This window comes from Klebsiella sp. GG_Kp173 (genome assembly GCF_040062415.1).
Taxonomy (GTDB): domain Bacteria; phylum Pseudomonadota; class Gammaproteobacteria; order Enterobacterales; family Enterobacteriaceae; genus Klebsiella; species Klebsiella quasipneumoniae.
The window spans coordinates 65,952-88,966 of the sequence record NZ_JBEAFZ010000082.1 but is presented as its reverse complement, the minus strand read 5'-3'; the positions used below and the strand labels follow the sequence as shown (position 1 = coordinate 88,966).

21 protein-coding genes and 1 pseudogene are annotated in these 23,015 nt (G+C 61.6%); 17 read left to right on the top strand and 5 right to left on the bottom strand.

The window, feature by feature from the left end:
- The first annotated feature begins 23 nt into the window (after positions 1–23).
- The 10 genes from phnF to phnP all read left to right on the top strand — a co-directional run bounded on the left by phnF (position 24) and on the right by phnP (position 7,702).
- On the top strand, positions 24–749 hold the full coding sequence (phnF, locus tag ABLU50_RS19130) for a phosphonate metabolism transcriptional regulator PhnF (protein WP_087832250.1): 726 nt from the start codon (positions 24–26) through the stop codon (positions 747–749).
- Positions 750–1,202 (top strand): phosphonate C-P lyase system protein PhnG, encoded by a 453-nt coding sequence (gene phnG, locus ABLU50_RS19125; protein ID WP_004206376.1) that lies wholly within the window; start codon positions 750–752, stop codon positions 1,200–1,202.
- Positions 1,199–1,783: a phosphonate C-P lyase system protein PhnH gene (gene phnH, locus ABLU50_RS19120; RefSeq protein ID WP_057212467.1), complete on the top strand. Its 585-nt coding sequence runs from the start codon at positions 1,199–1,201 to the stop codon at positions 1,781–1,783. Before phnG ends, phnH begins: the two co-directional genes overlap by 4 nt.
- Positions 1,784–2,848 carry a carbon-phosphorus lyase complex subunit PhnI gene (locus ABLU50_RS19115; RefSeq protein WP_087832240.1) on the top strand — a complete coding sequence of 355 codons (1,065 nt, stop codon included), beginning with the start codon at positions 1,784–1,786 and terminating at the stop codon, positions 2,846–2,848. It abuts the gene before it with no gap.
- Positions 2,841–3,689 carry an alpha-D-ribose 1-methylphosphonate 5-phosphate C-P-lyase PhnJ gene (locus ABLU50_RS19110; RefSeq protein ID WP_087832239.1) on the top strand — a complete coding sequence of 283 codons (849 nt, stop codon included), beginning with the start codon at positions 2,841–2,843 and terminating at the stop codon, positions 3,687–3,689. Before ABLU50_RS19115 ends, ABLU50_RS19110 begins: the two co-directional genes overlap by 8 nt.
- Positions 3,686–4,444, top strand: coding sequence for a phosphonate C-P lyase system protein PhnK (phnK, locus tag ABLU50_RS19105; protein WP_023291666.1), 759 nt, complete (start codon positions 3,686–3,688; stop codon positions 4,442–4,444). The genes ABLU50_RS19110 and phnK overlap by 4 nt, the downstream gene beginning before the upstream one ends.
- Before the next feature lie 107 nt (positions 4,445–4,551).
- On the top strand, positions 4,552–5,232 hold the full coding sequence (gene phnL, locus ABLU50_RS19100; RefSeq protein WP_004206372.1) for a phosphonate C-P lyase system protein PhnL: 681 nt from the start codon (positions 4,552–4,554) through the stop codon (positions 5,230–5,232).
- On the top strand, positions 5,229–6,365 hold the full coding sequence (phnM, locus tag ABLU50_RS19095) for an alpha-D-ribose 1-methylphosphonate 5-triphosphate diphosphatase (protein WP_053810866.1): 1,137 nt from the start codon (positions 5,229–5,231) through the stop codon (positions 6,363–6,365). The genes phnL and phnM overlap by 4 nt, the downstream gene beginning before the upstream one ends.
- Positions 6,365–6,928, top strand: coding sequence for a ribose 1,5-bisphosphokinase (phnN, locus tag ABLU50_RS19090; protein ID WP_004206368.1), 564 nt, complete (start codon positions 6,365–6,367; stop codon positions 6,926–6,928). Before phnM ends, phnN begins: the two co-directional genes overlap by 1 nt.
- A gap of 15 nt (positions 6,929–6,943) precedes the next feature.
- Entirely contained in the window at positions 6,944–7,702 is a 759-nt protein-coding gene (phnP, locus tag ABLU50_RS19085; protein ID WP_004206367.1) for a phosphonate metabolism protein PhnP, read from the top strand.
- Between the two features lie 22 nt (positions 7,703–7,724).
- Here phnP and yjdP read toward each other — a convergent pair whose 3' ends face one another.
- On the bottom strand, positions 7,725–8,078 hold the full coding sequence (gene yjdP, locus ABLU50_RS19080) for a DDRRRQL repeat protein YjdP (protein ID WP_004206366.1): 354 nt from the start codon (positions 8,076–8,078) through the stop codon (positions 7,725–7,727).
- Between the two features lie 70 nt (positions 8,079–8,148).
- Positions 8,149–10,434 carry an ATP-binding protein gene (locus ABLU50_RS19075; protein WP_087832238.1) on the bottom strand — a complete coding sequence of 762 codons (2,286 nt, stop codon included), beginning with the start codon at positions 10,432–10,434 and terminating at the stop codon, positions 8,149–8,151.
- A gap of 179 nt (positions 10,435–10,613) precedes the next feature.
- On the opposite strand from ABLU50_RS19075, the gene ABLU50_RS19070 reads away from it, so the two are divergent.
- From ABLU50_RS19070 to ABLU50_RS19055, 4 genes are all read left to right on the top strand, one after another.
- Positions 10,614–12,134, top strand: a complete 1,521-nt coding sequence (locus ABLU50_RS19070; protein ID WP_087832237.1) for a sugar ABC transporter ATP-binding protein — start codon at positions 10,614–10,616, stop codon at positions 12,132–12,134.
- Positions 12,131–13,129 (top strand): ribose ABC transporter permease, encoded by a 999-nt coding sequence (locus tag ABLU50_RS19065; RefSeq protein WP_004206363.1) that lies wholly within the window; start codon positions 12,131–12,133, stop codon positions 13,127–13,129. Before ABLU50_RS19070 ends, ABLU50_RS19065 begins: the two co-directional genes overlap by 4 nt.
- Positions 13,130–13,159: 30 nt before the next feature.
- The gene (locus ABLU50_RS19060) at positions 13,160–14,101 is read left to right on the top strand and encodes an ABC transporter substrate-binding protein (RefSeq protein WP_023319512.1); all 942 of its coding nucleotides are present in this window, start codon (positions 13,160–13,162) and stop codon (positions 14,099–14,101) included.
- 74 nt (positions 14,102–14,175) lie between these two features.
- On the top strand, positions 14,176–15,183 hold the full coding sequence (locus tag ABLU50_RS19055; protein ID WP_176391516.1) for a carbohydrate kinase family protein: 1,008 nt from the start codon (positions 14,176–14,178) through the stop codon (positions 15,181–15,183).
- A 50-nt stretch (positions 15,184–15,233) separates the two neighbouring features.
- Here ABLU50_RS19055 and ABLU50_RS19050 read toward each other — a convergent pair whose 3' ends face one another.
- Positions 15,234–15,962 (bottom strand): response regulator transcription factor, encoded by a 729-nt coding sequence (locus tag ABLU50_RS19050; protein ID WP_087832235.1) that lies wholly within the window; start codon positions 15,960–15,962, stop codon positions 15,234–15,236.
- A gap of 272 nt (positions 15,963–16,234) precedes the next feature.
- On the opposite strand from ABLU50_RS19050, the gene fdhF reads away from it, so the two are divergent.
- Both fdhF and ABLU50_RS19040 read left to right on the top strand, forming a co-directional pair.
- Positions 16,235–18,382 (top strand): formate dehydrogenase subunit alpha, encoded by a 2,148-nt coding sequence (gene fdhF / locus ABLU50_RS19045; RefSeq protein ID WP_077598907.1) that lies wholly within the window; start codon positions 16,235–16,237, stop codon positions 18,380–18,382.
- Positions 18,383–18,586: 204 nt separating this feature from the next.
- Complete coding sequence (locus ABLU50_RS19040) at positions 18,587–19,273, top strand: tetratricopeptide repeat protein (RefSeq protein WP_087832234.1); 687 nt, start codon at positions 18,587–18,589, stop codon at positions 19,271–19,273.
- Between the two features lie 34 nt (positions 19,274–19,307).
- Here ABLU50_RS19040 and gltP read toward each other — a convergent pair whose 3' ends face one another.
- Together gltP and ABLU50_RS19030 are read right to left on the bottom strand one after the other, a co-directional pair.
- Positions 19,308–20,621, bottom strand: a complete 1,314-nt coding sequence (gltP, locus tag ABLU50_RS19035; RefSeq protein ID WP_004206354.1) for a glutamate/aspartate:proton symporter GltP — start codon at positions 20,619–20,621, stop codon at positions 19,308–19,310.
- A 111-nt stretch (positions 20,622–20,732) separates the two neighbouring features.
- Positions 20,733–20,933 (bottom strand): annotated as a pseudogene (locus ABLU50_RS19030) (hypothetical protein).
- Between the two features lie 100 nt (positions 20,934–21,033).
- Here ABLU50_RS19030 and acs point away from each other — a divergent pair.
- Positions 21,034–22,992: an acetate--CoA ligase gene (gene acs / locus ABLU50_RS19025; protein WP_023319509.1), complete on the top strand. Its 1,959-nt coding sequence runs from the start codon at positions 21,034–21,036 to the stop codon at positions 22,990–22,992.
- Positions 22,993–23,015: the final 23 nt, after the last annotated feature.

The window sequence follows — 23,015 nt, the reverse complement described above, 5'->3', positions numbered from 1 at the left end:
ATGCTGTGTGAGGCTTGATGACCATGCACCTGTCCAGACATCCGACCAGTTACCCCACGCGCTATCAGGAAATCGCCGCCCGACTTGAGCAGGAGCTGCGCCACCACTATCGCTGCGGCGACTATCTGCCCGCCGAGCAGCAGCTGGCGACGCGCTTCGACGTTAACCGCCACACCCTGCGCCGGGCGATCGACCAGCTGGTTGAGCGCGGCTGGGTTCAGCGCCGTCAGGGCGTGGGTGTGCTGGTGCTGATGCGCCCCATCGACTACCCGCTTAACGCCCAGGCGCGCTTCAGCCAAAACCTGCTGGAACAAGGCAGCGATCCCAGCAGCGAAAAGCTGCTGTCGGTGCTGCGCCCCGCCAGCGCCCATGTCGCCGAAGCCTTTGGCATCAATGAGGGCGAGAACGTGATCCACCTGCGTACCCTGCGCCGGGTCAATGGCGTCGCCCTGTGCCTGATTGACCACTACTTCGCCGACCTGCGCTTCTGGCCGGTGTTACAGACCTTCAGCCACGGCTCGCTGCACAACCTGCTGCGCGATCGGCTTGACGTCGAACTGACCCGGGTGCGCACCAAAATCAGCGCCCGTCGCGCACAGGCGAAAGAGAGCAAACTGCTGGAGATCCCCAATATGGCGCCGCTGCTCTGCGTGCGCACCCTCAACAGCCGCCAGGGCGAGCAGGCCGCCACCGAATACTCCGTCAGCCTCACCCGCGCCGACATGATTGAATTCACCATGGAGCACTGAATGCACTTCGATACCGCCACCCGCCAGCGCTGGATGTCCGTGCTGGCCCACAGTGAACCGCAAGATCTTCTGGCGCGCATGCACTCCCTGCAGCTGGCGCCGGAGTATGAACTGATCCGCACTCCCGAGACTGGCCTGGTGCAGCTTCAGGCCCGGATGGGCGGTATCGGCGACCGTTTCTTCGCCGGCGACGCCACGCTCACACGCGCCGCGGTACGTCTGGCCGACGGAACGCTCGGCTACAGCTGGATCTTAGGCCGCGACCGCCCGCACGCCGAACGCTGCGCGGCCATCGACGCCCTGCTGCAGTCACCCCGCCATTTTCACAATTTAATGGAAACCCTGATAACCCCGCTGGAAGCGCTACGCAGCGCGCGCATTGAAGCCCGACGCGCCGAAGTCAACGCCAGCCGGGTCGACTTCTTTACCCTGGTTCGCGGAGATAACGCATGACCTTACAACCCGCTTTTTCCCTGGCTGTGCAGGATGCCCAACACAGTTTTCGTCGCCTGCTGAAAGCGATGAGCGAGCCGGGGGTGATTGTCTCCCTGCAGCAGTTACAGCACGGCTGGCAGCCGCTGAACGTCGCTTCCACCAGCCTGCTATTGACCCTTGCCGATCACGAAACGCCGGTCTGGCTCGCCAGCGCCCTGCATAACGATCTGGTGGGACAGAATCTGCGCTTTCATACCGGCGCGCCGCTGGTGGACCAGCCGCAGCAGGCGATCTTTGCCGTCGCCAATGACGGCATCAGCGCCGAGCAGCTCAACGTCCTCTCCGCGGGCACCGTCACCGCCCCGGAGACCGGCGTCACGCTGATCGTTCAGCTCGCCAGCCTTAGCGGCGGACGCATGCTGCGCCTGACCGGGGCGGGCATTGCCGAAGAGCGAATGATCGCCCCTCAGCTGCCGGACTGCATCATTGACGAACTGACGGAGCGCCCACACCCGTTCCCGCTGGGCATTGATCTGATCCTCACCTGCGGCGAGCGCCTGCTGGCGATCCCGCGCACCACTCACGTGGAGGTTTGCTAAATGTACGTTGCCGTCAAGGGCGGCGAGAAGGCGATCCGCGCCGCTCACGCCTTACAGGAACAGAAACGACGGGGCAATGGACGGCTTCCCGAACTGAGCGTTGATCAGATAGGCGAACAGCTCAATCTGGCGGTGGATCGGGTGATGACCGAGGGCGGCATCGCCGACCGCGAACTGGCGGCGCTGGCGCTCAAACAGGCCAGCGGCGATAACGTCGAAGCGATCTTCCTGCTGCGCGCCTACCGCACCACCCTGCCGCGGCTGGCGGTTAGCGAACCGATCGACACCGCCGAAATGCGTCTCGAACGCCGCATCTCGGCAGTGTACAAAGATATCCCCGGCGGCCAGCTGCTGGGCCCCACTTACGACTACACCCACCGCCTGCTCGATTTTACCCTGCTGGCAAACGGCGAAGCGCCTTCTGTGCAGCAAGCCGAGTGCGACACGCAGCCGACGCCGCACGTCTTTAGCCTGCTCACGCAGCAGGGTCTGGCGAAGGCCGAGGAAGATCGCGGCACACCGCCCGACGATATCACCCGCACCCCGCCGGTCTACCCCTGCTCACGTTCTTCGCGCCTGCAGCAGCTGATGCGCGGCGATGAAGGCTACCTGCTGGCGCTGGCCTATTCGACTCAGCGCGGCTATGGCCGCAACCATCCGTTTGCCGGCGAGATCCGCAGCGGCTACGTGCAGGTGGAGATTGTCCCGGAAGAGCTGGGCTTTAGCGTCAATATTGGCGAGCTGCTGCTCACCGAATGCGAAATGGTCAACGGCTTCGTCGCCCCGCAGGATGAGCCGCCGCACTTCACCCGCGGTTACGGTCTGACCTTCGGCATGAGCGAGCGCAAAGCGATGGCCATGGCCCTCGTCGACCGCGCCCTGCAGGCAGCGGACTATGACGAAGAGATTGCCGGTCCCGCCCAGGATGAAGAGTTTGTGCTGGCCCACGCCGATAACGTTGAAGCCGCCGGCTTCGTCTCGCATCTGAAGCTGCCGCACTATGTCGATTTCCAGGCCGAACTGGCGCTGCTGAAACGCCTGCAACGGGAGAACGAACGTGGCTAACTCTCTGACTGGCTATAACTTTGCTTATCTCGACGAGCAAACCAAGCGCATGATCCGCCGGGCTATTCTCAAAGCGGTAGCCATTCCCGGCTACCAGGTGCCGTTCGGCGGTCGCGAAATGCCGATGCCCTACGGCTGGGGCACTGGCGGCATCCAGTTGACCGCCAGCGTCATCGGCGAGAACGACGTGCTGAAGGTGATTGACCAGGGCGCGGATGACACCACCAACGCGGTGTCGATTCGTCAGTTCTTTAAGCGTGTTACCGGCGTCGCCACCACCGAGCGTACCGAAGACGCCACCCTGATCCAGACCCGCCATCGCATCCCGGAGACGCCGCTGGTGGAGGATCAGATCCTGATCTACCAAGTGCCGATCCCGGAGCCGCTGCGCTTTATCGAGCCGCGTGAAACCGAAACCCGCACCATGCACGCCTTGGAAGAGTACGGCGTGATGCAGGTGAAACTGTATGAAGATATTGCCCGCTTCGGCCATATCGCCACCACCTACGCCTACCCGGTGAAGGTCAATGGCCGCTACGTGATGGATCCCTCGCCGATCCCGAAATTCGATAACCCGAAAATGCACATGATGCCGGCGCTGCAGCTGTTCGGCGCCGGGCGCGAAAAGCGGATCTACGCCGTGCCGCCCTATACCCCGGTGGAGAGTCTCGATTTCGAAGACCACCCATTTACCGTCCAGGAGTGGGATGAACCCTGCGCCATCTGCGGCTCGCGCCACAGCTACCTCGACGAAGTGGTGCTGGATGACAGCGGCCAGCGGATGTTTGTCTGCTCCGATACCGACTATTGCCGCCAGCAGAGCGAGGGGCAGAAAAAATGAGCCAGCCGTTACTTGCCGTTAATCACCTGACCCATCTCTACGCCCCGGACAAAGGCTTCCGCGACGTCTCCTTCGAACTGTGGCCGGGGGAAGTGCTCGGCATCGTTGGGGAGTCCGGGTCCGGTAAAACCACCCTGCTGAAGGCGATCTCCGCCCGCCTGACGCCGCAGCGGGGCGAGGTGCTGTACCAGCAGCGCTCGCTGTACGCCATGAGCGAAGCCGAACGCCGCCGCCTGCTGCGCACCGAATGGGGGGTGGTGCATCAGCACCCAATGGACGGTCTGCGTCGCCAGGTCTCCGCCGGGGGCAACATCGGCGAACGGCTGATGGCCACCGGCGCCCGCCACTACGGCAACATTCGCGCCACCGCTGAAAAGTGGCTGCAGGAGGTGGAGATCCCGCCCTCGCGCATCGACGACCTGCCCACCACCTTTTCAGGCGGCATGCAGCAGCGTCTGCAGATTGCCCGCAATCTGGTCACCCAGCCGAAGCTGGTGTTTATGGATGAACCCACCGGCGGGCTGGATGTGTCCGTGCAGGCGCGGCTGCTTGATCTGCTGCGTGGCCTGGCGGTGGAGCTGAATCTGGCGGTAGTGATTGTTACCCACGATCTCGGCGTCGCCCGCCTGCTGGCGAACCGACTGCTGGTGATGAAGCAGGGCCAGGTGGTGGAAAGTGGCTTAACCGACCGGGTGCTCGACGATCCGCACCATCCTTATACCCAGCTGCTGGTGTCGTCGGTGTTGCAGAATTAATGCTGTTTTGCCGGGTGGCGGCTGCGCCTTACCCGGCCCACAGGTGCGTTATTCGTAGGCCGGGTAAGCGAAGCGCCACCCGGCAACCCAACCTCGTGAGAGCTAACATGATCCGCGTTGAAAACGTCCATAAAACCTTTGTTCTGCACCAGCAGCACGGCGTGCGTCTGCCGGTGCTGGCCGACGCCTCGCTGACCGTTAACGCCGGGGAGTGCGTGGTGCTCCACGGTCACTCCGGCAGCGGCAAATCGACCCTGCTGCGTTCGCTGTACGCCAACTATCTGCCGGACAGCGGCCATATTCATATCCGCCACGGCGACGAATGGGTGGACCTGGTCACCGCCACGCCGCGCAAGGTGCTGGAAGTGCGCAAAACCACCATCGGCTGGGTCAGCCAGTTTCTACGGGTGATCCCGCGTATTTCGGCGCTGGAGGTGGTGATGCAGCCGCTGCTCGATCTCGGGACGCCGCGTGAAGCGAGCGCCGCCAAAGCCGCCCAGCTGCTGACCCGCCTCAACGTTCCGCAACGCCTGTGGCACCTTGCGCCGTCGACCTTTTCCGGCGGCGAGCAGCAGCGGGTCAATATCGCCCGCGGTTTTGCGGTCGACTATCCGATCCTGCTCCTCGATGAACCCACCGCCTCACTGGATGGCAAAAACAGTGCTGCCGTGGTCGACCTGATCCACGATGCCAAAGCGCGCGGCGCGGCCATCGTCGGGATTTTCCATGACGAAGGGGTACGCCGTCAGGTCGCCGACCGGCTGCACCCCATGGGAATAACAGCATGATTATCAATAATGTAAAACTGGTTCTCGACGATGACGTGGTCCACGGTTCGCTGGAAGTCCAGGACGGTCGCATCCTCGCCTTCGCCGAAAGCCAGAGCCGGCTGCCGCAGGCGCTGGATGGGGAAGGCGGCTGGCTGCTGCCGGGCCTTATCGAGCTGCATACCGATAACCTCGACAAGTTCTTTACCCCGCGGCCGAAGGTAGACTGGCCGGCCCATTCGGCGATGAGCAGCCACGACGCAATGATGGTCGCCAGCGGCATCACCACCGTGCTGGACGCCGTGGCGATTGGCGACGTGCGCGATGGCGGCGATCGTCTGGAGAATCTGGAGAAGATGGTCAATGCCGTGGAGGAGACGCAAAAGCGTGGTCTTAACCGCGCAGAGCACCGTCTGCACCTGCGCTGCGAGCTGCCGCATCACACCACGCTGCCGCTGTTTGAAAAGCTGATCGACCGCGAGTCGGTGAGCATGGTCTCCCTGATGGACCACTCCCCCGGCCAGCGTCAGTACGCCGATCGCAGCAAGTACCGCGATTATTATCAGGGCAAATATCATCTGACGCATGACGAAATGGACCGTTTTGAAGCCGAGCAGATGGCTCTGGCCGCCACCTGGTCGCAGCCCAATCGCCAGACCATCGCCGCCATGTGCCGCGCCCGCCGTATCGCCCTTGCCAGCCACGACGACGCCACCGAGGCGCATGTGGCTGAATCCCACCAGCTGGGTAGCGTGATCGCCGAGTTTCCCACCACCCTGGCCGCGGCGCAGGCTTCACGTCAGCATGGGATGCACGTCCTGATGGGGGCGCCGAATATCGTGCGCGGCGGTTCCCACTCCGGCAACGTCGCCGCCCACCAGCTGGCGAGCCACGGTTTGCTCGACATCCTCTCATCTGACTATTACCCCGCCAGCCTGCTGGATGCCGCATTCCGCATCGCCGACGCCGAGGATAACGCCTACACCCTGGCGCAGGCGATCCGTCTGGTCAGCAAACATCCGGCGCAGGCGCTGGGTCTTGACGATCGCGGCGTCATCGCCGAGGGGAAACGCGCCGACCTGGTGCTGGCGCACCGTCGCGGCGAGCATGTCCACATCGACCATGTCTGGCGCCAGGGAAGGAGGGTCTTTTAATGCCGGGAAAACTGATCTGGCTGGTGGGCCCCTCCGGCTCCGGGAAAGACAGCCTGCTGGCGGCGCTGCGCCAGCGCGAGCACCCGCAGCTGCTGGTGGCGCATCGTTACATTACCCGGCCCTTTAACGCCGGTAACGAAAACCATATCGCCCTCAGCGAACATGAATTTTTTACCCGCGCCGAGCAACATCTCTTTGCCCTCAGCTGGCACGCCAACCATACTTACTATGGCATTGGCGTGGAGATCGACCTGTGGCTGCACGCCGGCTTCGACGTGGTGGCCAATGGCTCCCGCGCCCATCTGGCGCTGGCGCGGGAACGCTACGGCGAGGTGCTGGTGCCGATCTGTCTCGCCGTCTCGCCGCCGGTGCTGCGCCAGCGGCTGGAGCAGCGCGGCCGGGAAAATGCGGTGGATATCGCCCAGCGTCTGGACCGCGCCGCGCGCTATAAGCCGGACGATTGCCTGACGCTGAATAACGACGGCAGTCTCCGACAATCGGTCGATGAATTTTTCCGCCTGCTGCGCAGCCACGCGGTGCGCGAAGCGGATCCACTGGTATAAACCAAAGGTGACACGATGAGCCTGACCCTCCGCTTAACCGGCACCGGCGGCGCTCAGCTGGTGCCGGCCTTTGGCTGCGATTGCGCGGCCTGCCGCCGCGCCCGCCGCGAGGAAAGCCATCGCCGACGCCCCTGTAGCGGGGTGGTGACGTTCAACAGCGCAGTGACGCTGCTGGACGCCGGCAGACCGGATCTGATGGAACATCATCCCGCCGGCAGCTTTCAGCAGGTGCTGCTAACCCACTATCACCTGGATCATGTGCAGGGGCTGTTTCCGCTACGCTGGGGCGTGGGCGCGCCGATCCCGGTCTACGGCCCGCCGGACGACGCCGGCTGCGACGATCTGCTCAAGCACCCCGGCCTGCTCGACTTCAGCCATACCGTCACGCCGTTTGTGGTGTTTGAGCTGCAGGGCCTGCGGGTGACGCCCCTGCCGCTCAACCATTCGAAGCTCACCTTCGGTTATCTGCTGGAGTCGGCCCACAGTCGGGTGGCCTGGCTCTCGGATACCGCCGGGCTGCCGGACAAGACGCTGAAGTTTTTACTCAGCAACCGCCCGCAGGCGATGATCATCGACTGCAGCCATGAGCCGCGGGCGCAGACCCCGCGTAACCATAACGATTTCAATACCGTTCGCGCCCTTAACCAGGCGATAGGCTGTCCGCGGGTGATCCTCACCCATATCAGCCATCAGTTTGACGTCTGGATGATGGATAACCCGCTACCGGAAGGTTTCGAAGCGGGTTATGACGGGATGGAAATCGTGCTGGATTAGGCGTCGGTCTGCTGCAGGGCGATCAATAGTCATCGTCCAGACGACGCTGATCGCTTTCTAACTGGCGGCGATCGCGATCGAGCTGGCGCTGGCGTTCATCCAGCTGACGGCGGCGATCGTCCAGCTGGCGTTGCCGATCGTCATGCTGACGCTGGCTGTCACGGCTCTGCTGGCGACTTCCCTGATAGCGCCCGTCATCATACCGGCCATCGTCATCGTATCTGTCGTCGTCATCAGAGCGACTGCTACCCGGGTTATAGGCGTCGTTAATGGCTTGCTGAATATTGCCGATCGCGTCATCGATAATATCGGCGCGGGCGGCCAGGCTGGTCAGCGACAGAGTGCAAAAGAGCAGTGCGATTGCGTAACGTTTCATCGGGGCCAATCTCATCAGAGTCCTGCCGCTACCTTAATCAACGGCATACCGCCCGGGTAGCGGAGGAATCTCAAATCCTCGCGTACGCTGCACTCAGCGCCTGCGCCAGCTGAGCGCGGGTAAAGGGCTTACGCAGCCACTCCACCTCCGGCAGGGCCGGGTTCTGCGCCGGGCGCAAATCCTGGCCGCTGATCAGCAGCACCGGCAGCGCCGGAAAGCGGCGGCGCGCGGTATGGATCACATCGGCGCCGCTCAGCCCGCCGGGCAGCATCAGATCGCTAATCAACAGGGCAATATCCGGCGAGGCCTCCAGCAGCTGCAGCGCCTCTTCCCCGCTGGCGGTTTCCAGCGTCAGCCAGCCCAGCTGATGCAGCTGTTCGCACAACGTCTGGCGAACATCCTCTTCATCTTCCAGCACCAGCGCCAGCCGTTCTCCCGCCGGGATTGGTTCGTCTTCCACCGGCGCCGCCGCCTTCTCTACCTCGGTCATCGCCCGCGGCAGCTGCAGCCGCACCGTCGTTCCCTGCCCCGGCGCGCTCTCCAGCGCCACCCGGCCGCCCGACTGGCGCACAAAGCCATACACCATTGACAGCCCCAGGCCGCTGCCGCTGCCGGTGGCTTTGGTAGTAAAGAAGGGTTCAAACACCCGGGCTTTCACCGCCTGCGACATGCCGCAGCCGTGATCGATCACCTCCAGAGCCACCATATCCTGCCGCTGGCCGCTGCTGCGGGTGACCCGCTGATTCCAGGTACGAATTTTAATGACGCCCGCGCGCCCGGCCATGGCATCGCGGGCGTTCATCACCAGGTTAATCAGGGCGTTTTCCAGCTGGCCGACGTCTATCCATGCCGGCCACGCCGGCGACTGCGCCTCAATCTCCAGGCTCAAGGTCGCCGGCAGGGAGTGACGCATTAGCTCGCTGAGGTTCTCCAGCAACGGCGCCATCGCCACCGCCTGGGGATGCAGCGCCTGCTTACGCGAAAAGGCCAGCAGCCGCTGGGTCAGAAGCGCCCCGCGTTCCGCCGCCTTCAGCGCCCTGGTGAGGCGTGGCGCATCCTGCGCATTCGGCTCCACCAGCTCAAGGCTGCCGATGATCACCGCCAGCAGGTTGTTAAAATCATGCGCCAGGCCTCCGGTCAGTTGGCCGACGGCCTTCATCTTCTGGCTGTGCAACAGCGCCTCCTCCAGCTCCTGACGCTTAATCCGATCGATCTCCATCTGGGTGGTCTTCTCTTTCAGCAGCCGGGTGGTGTGCTCCAGCGACGCCGTATTGCGCGCGAAAACGTTAAAGGCGCGCGCCAGTTCGCCCAGCTCGTCGCGCCGCTGCAGGGCCGGCACCGAGACGTTCGGCTCTCCCTGAGCCAGCCGCGACATCGCCCGCGAGATAGCGGTCAGGTTAGAGCCCAGGTTACGGTAGATGTACCACCCGGCGCAGCCGGTGATCGCCAGCGCCAGCAGCGCGGAAAGCAGAATAAACATGCTGATCGAGCGCAGCTCCCGATGGCTCTGCGCCGCCCGCTGTTCGGAGGCTTCCGCCACCCGGGTCACGTACTGATTGATGTCGTCGTTAAGCAGCGCGACCAGCGCTTTGATGTGGTACATGTACCAGCTGATCGTCAGGTCGCTCTCCTCCAGCTGGGCCGACAGCGGGGCCAGCTTCGCCAGCTCCCGGGTGACGTCGGGGAGAACAAACGCCAGCGCGGGATCGGCGCTTTGGGCCGGCAGGTCGCCGCGCAGCTGGTCGAGCTGCAGAACGATCGACCGCGGCGTGACGGTATGGATCGCGGCGGCGATCAGCCGGTCCATCTCGGCTAGCCGACGAGGATCGATCGCCCGGTCCCCGCCGCGATCGTTAAGATCGGCGAGATGGCGCAGGTTGCTCTGATTCTGGTAAAGCGAACTCAGCAGCGCATTGCGCTGCAGATGACGACGCTGGCCGCGCTCCAGCATCTCCGCCACGCTCTGCTGCAGCGCGTTGCTGCGGCGAATAATACTGGCCACCAGCGCCTGCTCCTGCTGCGCCAGTGGGGCTGCTGCCAGCTGGGCCAGCGAGTGCTTCAGCGCCTGCTGCGTCGCCAGCAGCCGTTCCGCTTCGCTTTTGTACTCCAGCGCGCCCACCACCTGCGACAGGCGCACCGCCGCCGTGGCGACATTCGCCGTGTCCCGCGCCAGATCCATACTGCCGCGCATATCGTTGAGGGTCTGGCGCTGCACCTGCTCCTGCAGCTGGCTGGCGTGGTGAAAGCCGAACACCGCCACGCCGCTCACCAGCAGGGTGACGACCACCATCAGCAGATTAAAGGAGAGCAGGCGGCCACGGGCGCTGGTGAAAAACGGGTGTCGGCGAGCGGTCATAGCATCTCCGGTGAAGGAACGGTCGGCATATAGGCGTGACGGTGCAGAAAATGACGCCGCGTAACTGTGATCGCGGTTAACTATTTATCACTATGACAAATATGAATGGATTCTGACATCCTGCATTTATTTTCCGGTGGTGGACTGCTGCTATTGTTCTCGCAGACAGGAGCGCCGTGATGACCGCCACCCCGGTACTGGAAATGCGCCATATCGCCAAAGCTTTTGGCAAATTCTACGCGCTAAAGGGCGTCGACCTGACGGTCTGGCCCGGCGAGATCCATGCCCTGATGGGGGAGAACGGCGCCGGAAAAAGCACGCTGATGAAGATCCTCGCCGGCGCCTATACCGCCACCAGCGGCGAGATCCTGATCGACGGAAAACCGCAAACGATCCGCGGCCCCAAGGACGCGCTGGCCGCCGGGATCACGTTGATCTACCAGGAGATGCAGCTGGCGCCGAACCTGACCGTCGCGGAAAACATTTTCCTCGGCAGCGAGCTGGCACGTGGTGGCCTGGTGCAGCGCAAAGCCATGCTCAGCCAGGCGCAGGCGGTGATCGACCGTCTCGGCGCCCAGTTCAGGGCCAGTGACCGGGTGATGACCCTGACCATCGCCGAGCAGCAGCAGGTAGAGATCGCCCGCGCCCTGCACCGCAACAGCCGCATCCTGGTGATGGACGAACCCACCGCCGCCCTCTCCTCGCGGGAAACCCAGCGCCTGTTCGACCTCATCCTGCGCCTGCGCGATGAAGGGATGGCGATTATCTATATCAGCCACCGCATGGCAGAAGTGTATGAGCTCTCCGACCGGGTCAGCGTCCTGCGCGACGGGCAGTATGTCGGCAGCCTGGTGCGCGACAAGCTCAACGCACCGGAGCTGGTGCGCATGATGGTCGGCCGTCCGCTCAGCGATCTGTTCAATAAAGAGCGCGATATTCCCCGCGGCCAGCCGCGCCTGCGGGTCGAGGATCTGACCGATGGCGGTAAGGTTAAGCCCAGCAGCCTGGTGGTGCATGCCGGCGAAATCGTCGGCCTCGCCGGGCTGGTCGGCGCCGGACGCTCCGAACTGGCGCAGCTGATCTTTGGCGTGCGCAAAGCCACCGGCGGGGTGATCGAGATCGACGGCGAGCCGGTGGTGATCCACTCGCCGCGCGAAGCCATCGACCATGGCATCGGCTTTCTGACCGAAAACCGTAAAGAGCAGGGCCTGTTTCTCGAACTGGCCGCCCAGGAAAACATCACCATGGCGACGCTGGAGCGCGACGCGACCTGGGGAATGCTCAACCGCCGGAAGGCGCAAACCATCTCCGATGATGCCATCCAGCTGCTGAACATCCGCGTACCGCACGCCCAGGTGCGCGCCGGCGGGCTGTCCGGCGGCAACCAGCAGAAATTATTGATTTCACGCTGGGTGGCGATTGGCCCGCGCATTCTGATCCTTGATGAACCCACCCGCGGCGTCGACGTCGGCGCGAAAAGCGAGATTTACCGCATCATGAACGACATGGCGCGCCAGGGCGTCGCCATTCTGATGATCTCCAGCGAATTGCCCGAAGTGGTGGGCATGAGCGACCGGGTCTATGTGATGCGCGAAGGGACTATCGCCGGCGAGCTGCAGTCCGGCGATATCAGCCAGGAACAGATCATGACGCTGGCCACCGGCGTGAACGATTCTCACCTTAAGGCAGGGCAACTATGAGCATACCGAAAGAGACCTCCGCGCCGGTCGCGAAATCCGCTTCGGCGAAAAAAATGCTGATGGGCGACCTGATGCAGACCGTCGGCATTCTGCCGATCCTCATCCTGATCGTCGCCGTCTTCGGCTTTATCGCCCCCAACTTCTTCACGGAAAGCAATCTGCTGAATATCACCCGCCAGGCCTCGATCAACATTGTGCTGGCGGCGGGAATGACCTTCATCATCCTCACCGGCGGCATTGACCTTTCCGTTGGCTCCATTCTCGGCACCACCGCGGTGGCGGCAATGGTGGTCTCGCTGATCCCGGAGCTGGCGTTGCTGTCGATTCCGGCGGCGCTGATGCTCGGCCTGCTGCTCGGCCTGTTCAACGGCGCGCTGGTGGCCTTCGCCGGGCTACCGCCGTTTATTGTCACTCTCGGCACCTACACGGCGCTGCGCGGCGCCGCCTATCTGCTGGCCGACGGCACCACGGTGATCAACTCCGATATCAGCTTCGAATGGATCGGCAATGACTACCTCGGCCCGGTGCCGTGGCTGGTGGTCATCGCCCTGGCGGTTATCGCGGTGTGCTGGTTTATCCTGCGCCGAACCACCCTTGGGGTGCATATCTACGCGGTGGGCGGCAACATGCAGGCGGCGCGGCTGACCGGCATTAAAGTCTGGCTGGTGCTGCTGTTTGTCTATGGCATGAGCGGCCTGCTCTCCGGCCTTGGCGGAGTGATGAGCGCCTCCCGGCTGTACAGCGCCAACGGCAACCTCGGGGTCGGCTACGAGCTGGACGCCATCGCCGCGGTCATTCTCGGCGGCACCAGCTTCGTCGGCGGGATCGGCACCATCACCGGTACGCTGGTGGGGGCGCTGATTATCGCCACCCTCAATAACGGTATGACCCTGATGGGGGTCTCCTACTTCTGGCAACTGGTGATCAAAGGGGCGGTGATCATCATTGCGGTGCTGATCGACAAATACCGTACCCGACATCATCAAAGTGCATAACAACACCATCTTACCTGCGAGGAAAAGCGAATGCGTTTAAAACCGATAGTCACCGCGCTGTGTGCTGGCGCGCTGCTGGCCGCCGCCCCCTTTGCGTCGGCCAAAGAGCTGAAAGCGATTGGCGTGACGGTGGGCGACCTTGCCAACCCGTTTTTTGTGCAGATCACCAAGGGCGCGGAGCTGGAAGCCCGCAAGCTGGCGGGGGATAACGTCAAAGTGACGCTGGTCTCCAGCGGCTACGACCTGGGCCAGCAGGTGGCGCAGATCGATAACTTTATCGCCGCTAAAGTCGATATGATTATCCTCAACGCCGCCGATTCGAAAGGCATTGGCCCGGCGGTGAAGCGGGCCAAAGAGGCCGGGATCGTGGTGGTGGCGGTTGACGTTGCCGCCGAAGGGGCCGACGCCACTATCACCTCCGATAACACCCAGGCGGGCGAGCTGGCCTGTAAATACATTAGCGATCGTCTGAACAACAAAGGCAACGTGGTGATCATCAACGGGCCGCCGGTCTCCGCCGTACAAAACCGCGTCGAAGGCTGCGAAACGGAGTTCAAAAAACACCCGGATATAAAAATTCTGTCCTCCAACCAGAACGCCAAAGGCAGCCGGGAAGGCGGACTGGAGGTGATGACCTCCCTGTTGGCGGCCAATCCGAAGATTGACGGCGTGTTCGCGATCAACGATCCGACGGCGATTGGCGCCGATCTGGCAGCGAAACAGGCGCAGCGCAGCGAGTTCTTCATCGTCGGCGTCGACGGCAGCCCGGACGGGGAAGAGGCGCTGAAGCGTAAGAACTCCTTGTTTGTCGCAACGCCGGCGCAGGATCCCCAGGTGATGGCGGCGAAGGCGGTGGAAATTGGCTACAACATCCTGCAGGGCAAACCGGCCCCAACCGCGCCGGTGCTGATCCCGGTGACCATGATCGACAAAAACAACGTCAGTTCTTACAAAGGCTGGACCGTGAAATAAGCGCAACCGGGCGCACGATCGTTCCGCCGATTGTGCGCTACGCTTAACAAGTATGACGGCGCGGAGTAGCGATCATGGAACGTAAAGGCATTATTGCCGCAGGCAACATGCTGGTCGATCATGTCCACCAGATCAGACAGTGGCCGGAGCGCGGCTGGCTGGTGGAGATTATGCATAGCGAACGCGCCACCGGCGGCGCGCCGCTGAACGTCCTGCTGACCCTGGCCAAAATGCACGCCGGCCTGCCGCTGCAGGCGGTCGGCCTGATTGGCGAGGATAACGATGGCGACTACATTACCGCCATGCTCGATCAGTACCATATCAATCGCCAGCTCGTGCAGCGCACCAGCTCTGCCCCCACCTCGATGACTCAGGTGATGACCGACGCCGACGGTCAGCGTACCTTCTTTCACTCCCCCGGCGCCAACCGCCTGCTTGACCTTCCGGCCTTTGAGCCGCTGGATGCGCCGCTGAAAATTTTCCATCTCGGCTATCTGCTGCTGCTTGAGAGTCTCGATCGCCCCGACGAAGTGTACGGCACCCGCAGCGCGCGACTGCTGGCGCAGATGCGCGAGCGAGGCTATGAGGTTTCCCTCGATCTGGTGTCGCGCAAGGGCGACCCGCGCTACCGCCCGCTGGTCCTGCCGGCGCTGGCGCATCTTGACTACCTGACCATCAATGAACTGGAAGCCAGCGAGTTTAGCGGGCTGGAGATTCGTCTACCCAACGGCGAGCCGCACGTCGCCAATATCGCCAGCGCCGCCAGCGCATTGCTTGACGCCGGCGTGCGCCAACGGGTGGTGATCCACTGCCCGGAGGGGGCATGGGGCGTCTCCCGTACCGAAGCCGGGCGCTGGGTGCCGTCATGGCGGCTGCCGCCGGAGGAGATTGTCGGCAGCGTCGGCGCCGGGGATGCCTTCTGCGCCGGCCTGCTGTACGGCAGCCACGAACGCTGGCCGTTAACCGACACTCTGCAGCTGGCCCACGCCTGCGCCCGCGCCAGCCTGCAGGCTGCCAATGCGATCGACGGCGCCAAAACGCTCACTGAGCTACAGACGTTTATTCAGTTGCAAAATAATTAGAAGGGTTGACTCCCCCAGCAATGGGCAGGCCGGTTATACAGCTTCCCGCCCTACGCCGCCTTCTCGCTGTGGGTCACGTCGGCGGAAAAGACATAGCCCAGGCCGCGCAGCGTTTTAATCAGCGTCGGCTGATGCGGGTTCAGCTCGATTTTGCGCCGCAGGCGCATGATCAGCACATCGATGGTGCGGTCGAATACCTCGGTGCTTTCGGTATGGGTCAGCGCCAGCAACTGTTCGCGGTTAAGTACCCGGCGGGCGTTCTGCGCCAGCGCCAGCAGCAAACCGTATTCTCCCTGGGTCAGCGGGATCGCCTGCTGCTGCGGGTTATACAGCTCACAGCGGGTGGTATCCAGCCGCCAGCCGTTGAACGTCAGGCCGGCGGCGACGCCCGGCGCCTCGCTGGCCAGCGCCCCGCTGCGCCGCAGCACCGCCTTCACCCGGGCGACCACCACCCGCGAACTGCACGGTTTGGCGATGTAATCATCGGCGCCCATCTCCAGGCCCACCACCACATCGGACTCACTGCCCAGGCCGGAGAGCATCACCACCGGCAGCTCCGGCCGGGTGCGTTGCAGTTGCTGAAGCACCTGCAGGCCATTGGTATCCGGCAGGATCATATCCAGCAAAACCAGCGCGATGTCCGCCCGCTGCGCCACCGTCGCCAGCGCATCGCCGCCGGTCTGGCAGACCAGCACCTCAAACGCGTGCGCGCCGAGCACATCGCTGAGCAGCTCGCCCATCGCTATGTCGTCATCGACCACTAAAATGACCGGTTTCATCTTTGCCTCTGCCCGCGGGGAGTTAGTGTCAGTCTGATCGATTCTGCAAGGCTGCGCCGACAAATTCCTCTCCCGGTGACATTTTTTCAAGCGCCGTCACATCTCCAGGGTATCGACACGTCAAATCTGTCGACAGGCTGTTTTTCGTCAGCATTTCGCCCAAAAAAGCCGCGTAACATCAAGGAATACCCACAATGAAAATATGGCATAGAAGATGCATAGTGACGGCGCGATAGCGCAAACGCGCCCATTGAATAACTGGAGCAAGACCGATGAAAAAAGTCGTCACGGTTTGCCCGTATTGCGCATCAGGTTGCAAAATCAATCTGGTGGTCGATAACGGCAAAATCGTTCGGGCTGAAGCGGCGCAGGGGAAAACCAACCAGGGAACCCTGTGCCTGAAAGGCTATTATGGCTGGGACTTTATTAACGATACCCAGATCCTGACGCCGCGCCTGAAAACCCCCATGATCCGTCGTCAACGCGGCGGCAAGCTGGAAGCTGTCTCCTGGGATGAGGCGCTGGATTACGTCGCCACTCGCCTCAGCGCCATTAAAGCCAAATATGGCCCGGATGCGATCCAAACCACCGGCTCCTCCCGCGGCACCGGTAATGAAACCAACTATGTGATGCAAAAATTCGCGCGCGCCGTTATTGGTACCAATAACGTCGACTGCTGCGCTCGCGTCTGACACGGCCCTTCGGTTGCAGGTCTGCACCAGTCGGTCGGTAACGGCGCCATGAGTAATGCCATCACGGAGATTGATAACACCGATCTGGTGTTTATCTTCGGCTACAACCCGGCGGATTCCCACCCTATCGTGGCGAATCACGTCATTAACGCTAAACGCAACGGGGCGAAAATTATCGTCTGCGACCCGCGCAAAATTGAAACCGCGCGCATCGCCGATATGCACATTGCGCTGAAGAACGGCTCGAATATCGCGCTGCTCAACGCGATTGGCCACGTGATTATTGAAGAGGATCTGTACGATAAATCCTTCGTCGCCAGCCGTTCCGAAGGCTTCGAGGAGTATCGCAAAATCGTTGAAGGCTACACGCCGGAGTCGGTGGAGGAGATCACCGGGGTCAGCGCCCAGGAGATCCGCGCCTGCGCCCGGATGTACGCCAGCGCCAAATCCGCCGCCATTCTGTGGGGCATGGGCGTCACCCAGTTCTACCAGGGCGTGGAGACCGTGCGTTCCCTGACCAGCCTGGCGATCCTCACCGGCAACCTCGGCAAACCGAGCGTCGGCGTCAACCCGGTGCGTGGCCAGAACAACGTCCAGGGCGCCTGCGATATGGGTGCGCTGCCGGATACCTATCCGGGCTACCAGTACGTTAAGTTCCCGGAAAACCGCGAGAAGTTCGCCAAAGCCTGGGGCGTCGACAGCCTGCCGGCGCATACCGGCTATCGCATCAGCGAGCTGCCGCACCGCGCGGCGCACGGTGAAGTGCGGGCGGCGTACATTATGGGTGAAGATCCGCTGCAGACCGATGCTGAACTGTCGGCGGTGCGCAAAGCGTTCGACGATCTGGAACTGGTGATCGTCCAGGACATTTTCATGACCAAAACCGCCTCCGCGGCCGACGTCATCCTGCCGTCCACGTCGTGGGGCGAGCACGAAGGCGTGTACACCGCAGCGGACCGCGGCTTCCAGCGCTTCTTTAAAGCCGTGGAGCCGAAGTGGGATCTGAAAACCGACTGGCAGATCATCAGCGAAATCGCCACCCGGATGGGTTATCCGATGCACTACAACAACACCCAGGAGATCTGGGACGAGTTGCGGCATCTGTGCCCGGACTTCTACGGCGCCACCTACGAGAAAATGGGTGAGCTCGGCTATGTGATGTGGCCGTGCCGCGATGAGTCCGACGCCGATCAGGGCACGTCGTATCTGTTTAAAGAGAAGTTCGATACCCCGAACGGGCTGGCGCAGTTCTTCACCTGCGACTGGGTCGCGCCGATCGATAAGCTCACCGATGAGTACCCGATGGTGCTGTCGACGGTGCGCGAAGTCGGCCACTACTCGTGCCGTTCAATGACCGGTAACTGCGCGGCGCTGGCGGCGCTGGCGGATGAGCCTGGCTATGCGCAAATCAACACCGCCGACGCCGAACGGTTAGGCATTGAGGATGAAGCGCTGGTGTGGGTGAATTCGCGCAAGGGTCGGATCATCACCCGCGCGCAGGTCAGCGACCGGCCGAATAAAGGCGCGGTGTATATGACCTACCAGTGGTGGATTGGCGCCTGTAACGAGCTGGTGTCGGAGAACCTGAGCCCAATAACCAAAACGCCGGAGTACAAGTACTGCGCGGTCAACGTTGAGCGGATTGCCGATCAGCGCGCGGCGGAACAGTACGTGATCGACGAGTACAACAAGCTGAAATCCCGCCTGCGCGAAAGCGCGATGGGTTAAGGTTCGACGGCCATACCCGATATCCGGGAACCCTCCCCGGTGGCGCTTACGCTTACCGGGGCTACCAACCGAATACCGAACCGTAGCCCGGATAAGGCGCTACGCGCCGCTATCCGGGTATTCACCCCGCTAATTCCCGCCATTTTCTTCTTTTTCGCCTCCCTTTATACTGCGCGCTATGTTCCTTGCTGATAATAAATACAAATGAAATACCTCTTTTTATTTTTACTGGTTTTCACCAGCGGCGCAGCGGTGGCCACCGAACCCGGCAGTCAGTATCAACAGCAGGCGGAAGCCGGCGATCGTCGCGCGCAATATTACCTTGCGGATACCTGGGTCAGCTCCGGCGATTATCAGAAAGCCGAATTCTGGGCCCAGAAAGCCGCGGCGCAGGGCGATGGCGACGCGCTGGCCCTGCTGGCGCAGCTCAAAATTCGCAATCCGCAGCAGGCGGACTATCCGCAGGCCCGCCAGCTGGCGGAAAAAGCCGTTAAGGCCGGCAGTAAATCCGGGGAAATCGTCCTCGCGCGGGTGCTGGTGAACCGTCAGGCCGGTCCCACCGACGTGGCGCACGCCATCACGCTCCTGCAGGATGCCGCCCAGGACAGCGAAAGCGATGCGGCGGTAGACGCCCAGATGCTGCTCGGGCTGATCTACGCCAGCGGTGTGCACGGCCCGGAAGATGATATGAAAGCGAGCGAATACTTCAAAGGCAGCTCAGCGCTCTCGCGGACCGGCTATGCCGAATACTGGGCCGGGATGATGTTCCAGCAGGGGGAGAAAGGCTTTATCGAACCGAATAAGCAGAAGGCGCTGCACTGGCTGAACGTTAGCTGTCTTGAGGGGTTTGATACCGGCTGCGAAGAGTTTGACAGGATCAGTAAAGGATAAGAAAAAGCCCGGCGCGAGCGCCGGGCTTTGTGTTTTATTGGGCGGTTTTATCAAACTTGCCCAGCACTTCGCGTTCATACGCCAGCGCTTTTTTACGGTCGAACTTATGCTCCCACTTGGCGATAACCAGCACCGCCAGCGCATTGCCCACCACGTTCAGCGCGGTACGCGCCATATCGAGGATACGGTCAACGCCGGCGATAAAGGCGAGACCTTCCAGCGGGATCCCGACGCTGCCCAGGGTGGCCAGCAGCACGACAAAGGAGACGCCCGGCACGCCGGCGATCCCCTTCGAGGTCACCATCAGGGTCAGCACCAGGGTGATCTCCTGCCAGATGGAGAGGTCGATGCCGTAGAGCTGGGCGATAAAGATCGCCGCAATGCTCTGATACAGCGTTGAGCCATCGAGGTTAAAGGAGTAGCCGGTCGGCACCACGAAGCTGGTGATCGACGCCGGCGCGCCATAGGCTTCCATTTTCTCGATAATGCGCGGCAGCACGCTCTCGGAGCTGGCGGTGGAGTAAGCCAGAATCAGCTCATCTTTTAGGATGCGGATCAGGATCCAGATGCTCAGGCCGCACAGGCGGGCGACAATCCCCAGCACCACCAGCGCGAAAAACAGGATCGCGAAGTAAACCAGCAGCACCAGCTTGGCCAGCGGCCACAGCGAGGCGAACCCGAAGGTGGCGACGGTCACTGAAATCAGGGCGAACACCCCGATCGGCGCATAGCGCATCACCATATGGGTGACTTTGAACATGGTTTCGGAGATGGAGCGGAAGACCGTCACCAGCGGTTCACGGTGCGTCGCCGGCAGCGAGGAGAGCCCCAGACCAAACAGCACCGAGAAGAAAATAATCGGCAGCATATCGCCTTTCGCCATCGATGCCACGATGTTGGTTGGCACCAGCGACAGGATGGTGCCCATCAGGCCATGCGCATGGCTCTGCACCTCAGCGGTGGTATTCTGGTATTTCGAAATATCAACCGCCGCCAGCTGCGACATATCAATGCCCGTTCCCGGCTGAAAGACGTTGGCCAGGGTGATACCCAGCACGATCGCCACCGTGGTGATCACTTCGAAATAGATAATCGTTTTGGCGCCGATCCGGCCTAACTGTTTGGCATCGCCCACGCCGGCAATCCCGACCACCAGGGTCGAAATAACAATCGGGACCACGATCATTTTAATCAGATGGATAAAGATATCGCCCGCCGGTGTCAGCAAATTGCTAATCAACCAATCGCGACTTTCGGCGTGGTAATGCAGATAACTGCCCAGAAGGATACCCAGCACCAGGGCTAGCAAAATTTGCCAGGCCAGACTGACTTTTTTTGTTTTCTTCACTACTGACTTCCTCAATGAAAGGCACCATTCCTTTTCGTCATGGTACCCACTGCAGGGGGTATGAATTGTGTTGCGTTGCTTTGTGGGGTTATTTAACGCGCAATATCAGTATCATTTGCACGGCATGCTGCGCAAGCCTTTAAGAACAGGGCTTTCCTCTGCTTTTCTGCATAAAGCAGCGAATTTCCCCCAGTTACCTTGCATAAGTATTTGTAATAAAAAATATTTCACACCATCCATTTCTATAAATTCATTTGCGTAATTATTTCACTTCAAAGTTTCATTTGATGAAATTTCACTCAGTTGAATCATTGCGTGATCTGCCCCCCAATTAACAAACAAAGCTGTCAAAACCCCTACTCTTAACGTTTGTTTGACATATATTTAACAAGTTCAAAGGAGAAAAAAAGCCATGAGCCAAATACACAAACACCCTATTCCCGCTAACATTGCGGAACGTTGCCTGATTAACCCGGATCAGTACAAGGCGCAGTATCAACAATCCATAACCGACCCTGATACATTCTGGGGCGAGCAGGGGAAAATCCTTGACTGGATGCGCCCCTACACCCGCGTGAAGAATACCTCCTTCGCACCAGGTAACATTTCCATCAAATGGTATGAAGACGGCACCCTGAACCTCGCCGCCAACTGCCTCGACCGCCACCTCGCCGAGCGCGGCGATCAAACCGCCATCATCTGGGAAGGCGACGACGCCAGCCAGAGCAAGCACATCACCTACCGTGAACTGCATGCGGACGTGTGCCGCTTCGCCAATGTGCTGCTCGGCCTCGGGATTAAAAAAGGCGACGTGGTTGCCATCTATATGCCGATGGTGCCGGAAGCCGCGGTGGCGATGCTGGCCTGCGCCCGCATCGGCGCCATCCACTCGGTCATTTTTGGCGGCTTTTCGCCGGAGGCGGTGGCCGGACGCATTATCGACTCCAGCTCCCGCCTGGTGATCACCGCGGACGAAGGGCTGCGCGCCGGTCGCGCCATCCCGCTGAAGAAAAACGTCGATGACGCGCTGAAAAACCCGAACGTCAATAGCATTGAACACGTCGTGGTCCTGAAACGTACCGGCGGTAAAATCGACTGGCAGGAAGGCCGCGATCTGTGGTGGAGCGAGCTGATGGCGAACGCCAGCGCCGAACACCGGCCCGTCGAGATGAACGCCGAAGATCCGCTGTTCATCCTCTATACCTCTGGCTCCACCGGTAAACCGAAAGGAGTGTTGCACACCACCGGCGGCTATCTGGTCTACGCGGCCACCACCTTTAAATATGTTTTCGATTACCACCCGGGCGATATTTACTGGTGCACCGCCGATGTCGGCTGGGTCACCGGCCACAGCTATCTGCTGTACGGCCCGCTGGCCTGCGGCGCCACCACCCTGATGTTCGAAGGGGTGCCGAACTGGCCAACCCCGGCGCGTATGTGCCAGGTCGTCGATAAGCATAAGGTCAGCATTCTGTATACCGCCCCGACGGCGATCCGCGCCCTGATGGCGGAAGGCGACAAGGCTATCGAAGGCACAGACCGTTCCTCGCTGCGCATTCTCGGCTCGGTCGGCGAACCCATTAACCCGGAAGCGTGGGAGTGGTACTGGAAGAAGATCGGTAACGAGAAGTGCCCGGTGATGGACACCTGGTGGCAGACCGAAACCGGCGGCTTTATGATCACCCCGCTGCCGGGGGCGATTGAGCTGAAGGCTGGCTCCGCCACCCGCCCGTTCTTCGGCGTCCAGCCGGTGCTGGTGGATAACGAAGGACTGCCGCTGGATGGCGCCACCGAGGGCAATCTTGCCATCGCCGACTCCTGGCCTGGCCAGGCGCGCACCCTGTTCGGCGATCATGAACGCTTTGAACAAACCTACTTCTCCACCTTCAAAAATATGTATTTTAGCGGCGACGGCGCGCGCCGCGATGAAGATGGCTATTACTGGATCACCGGCCGGGTGGATGACGTCCTGAACGTCTCCGGCCACCGTCTGGGTACGGCCGAGATCGAATCGGCGCTGGTGTCGCACCCGAAAATCGCCGAAGCGGCGGTAGTCGGTATTCCGCATAACATCAAAGGTCAGGCCATTTACGCCTACGTGACGCTCAATCACGGCGAAGAGCCTACCCCGGAGCTGTATGCGGAAGTCCGTAACTGGGTGCGTAAAGAGATTGGCCCGCTGGCGACGCCGGATGTCCTGCACTGGACCGATTCGCTGCCGAAAACCCGCTCAGGCAAAATCATGCGCCGCATTCTGCGCAAGATCGCCGCGGGCGACACCAGCAACCTCGGCGATACCTCGACGCTCGCCGATCCTGGCGTAGTGGAAAAACTGCTCGAAGAGAAGCAGGCCATTACCATGCCTTCATAAGTAAGGACCGATTCCCTACACCC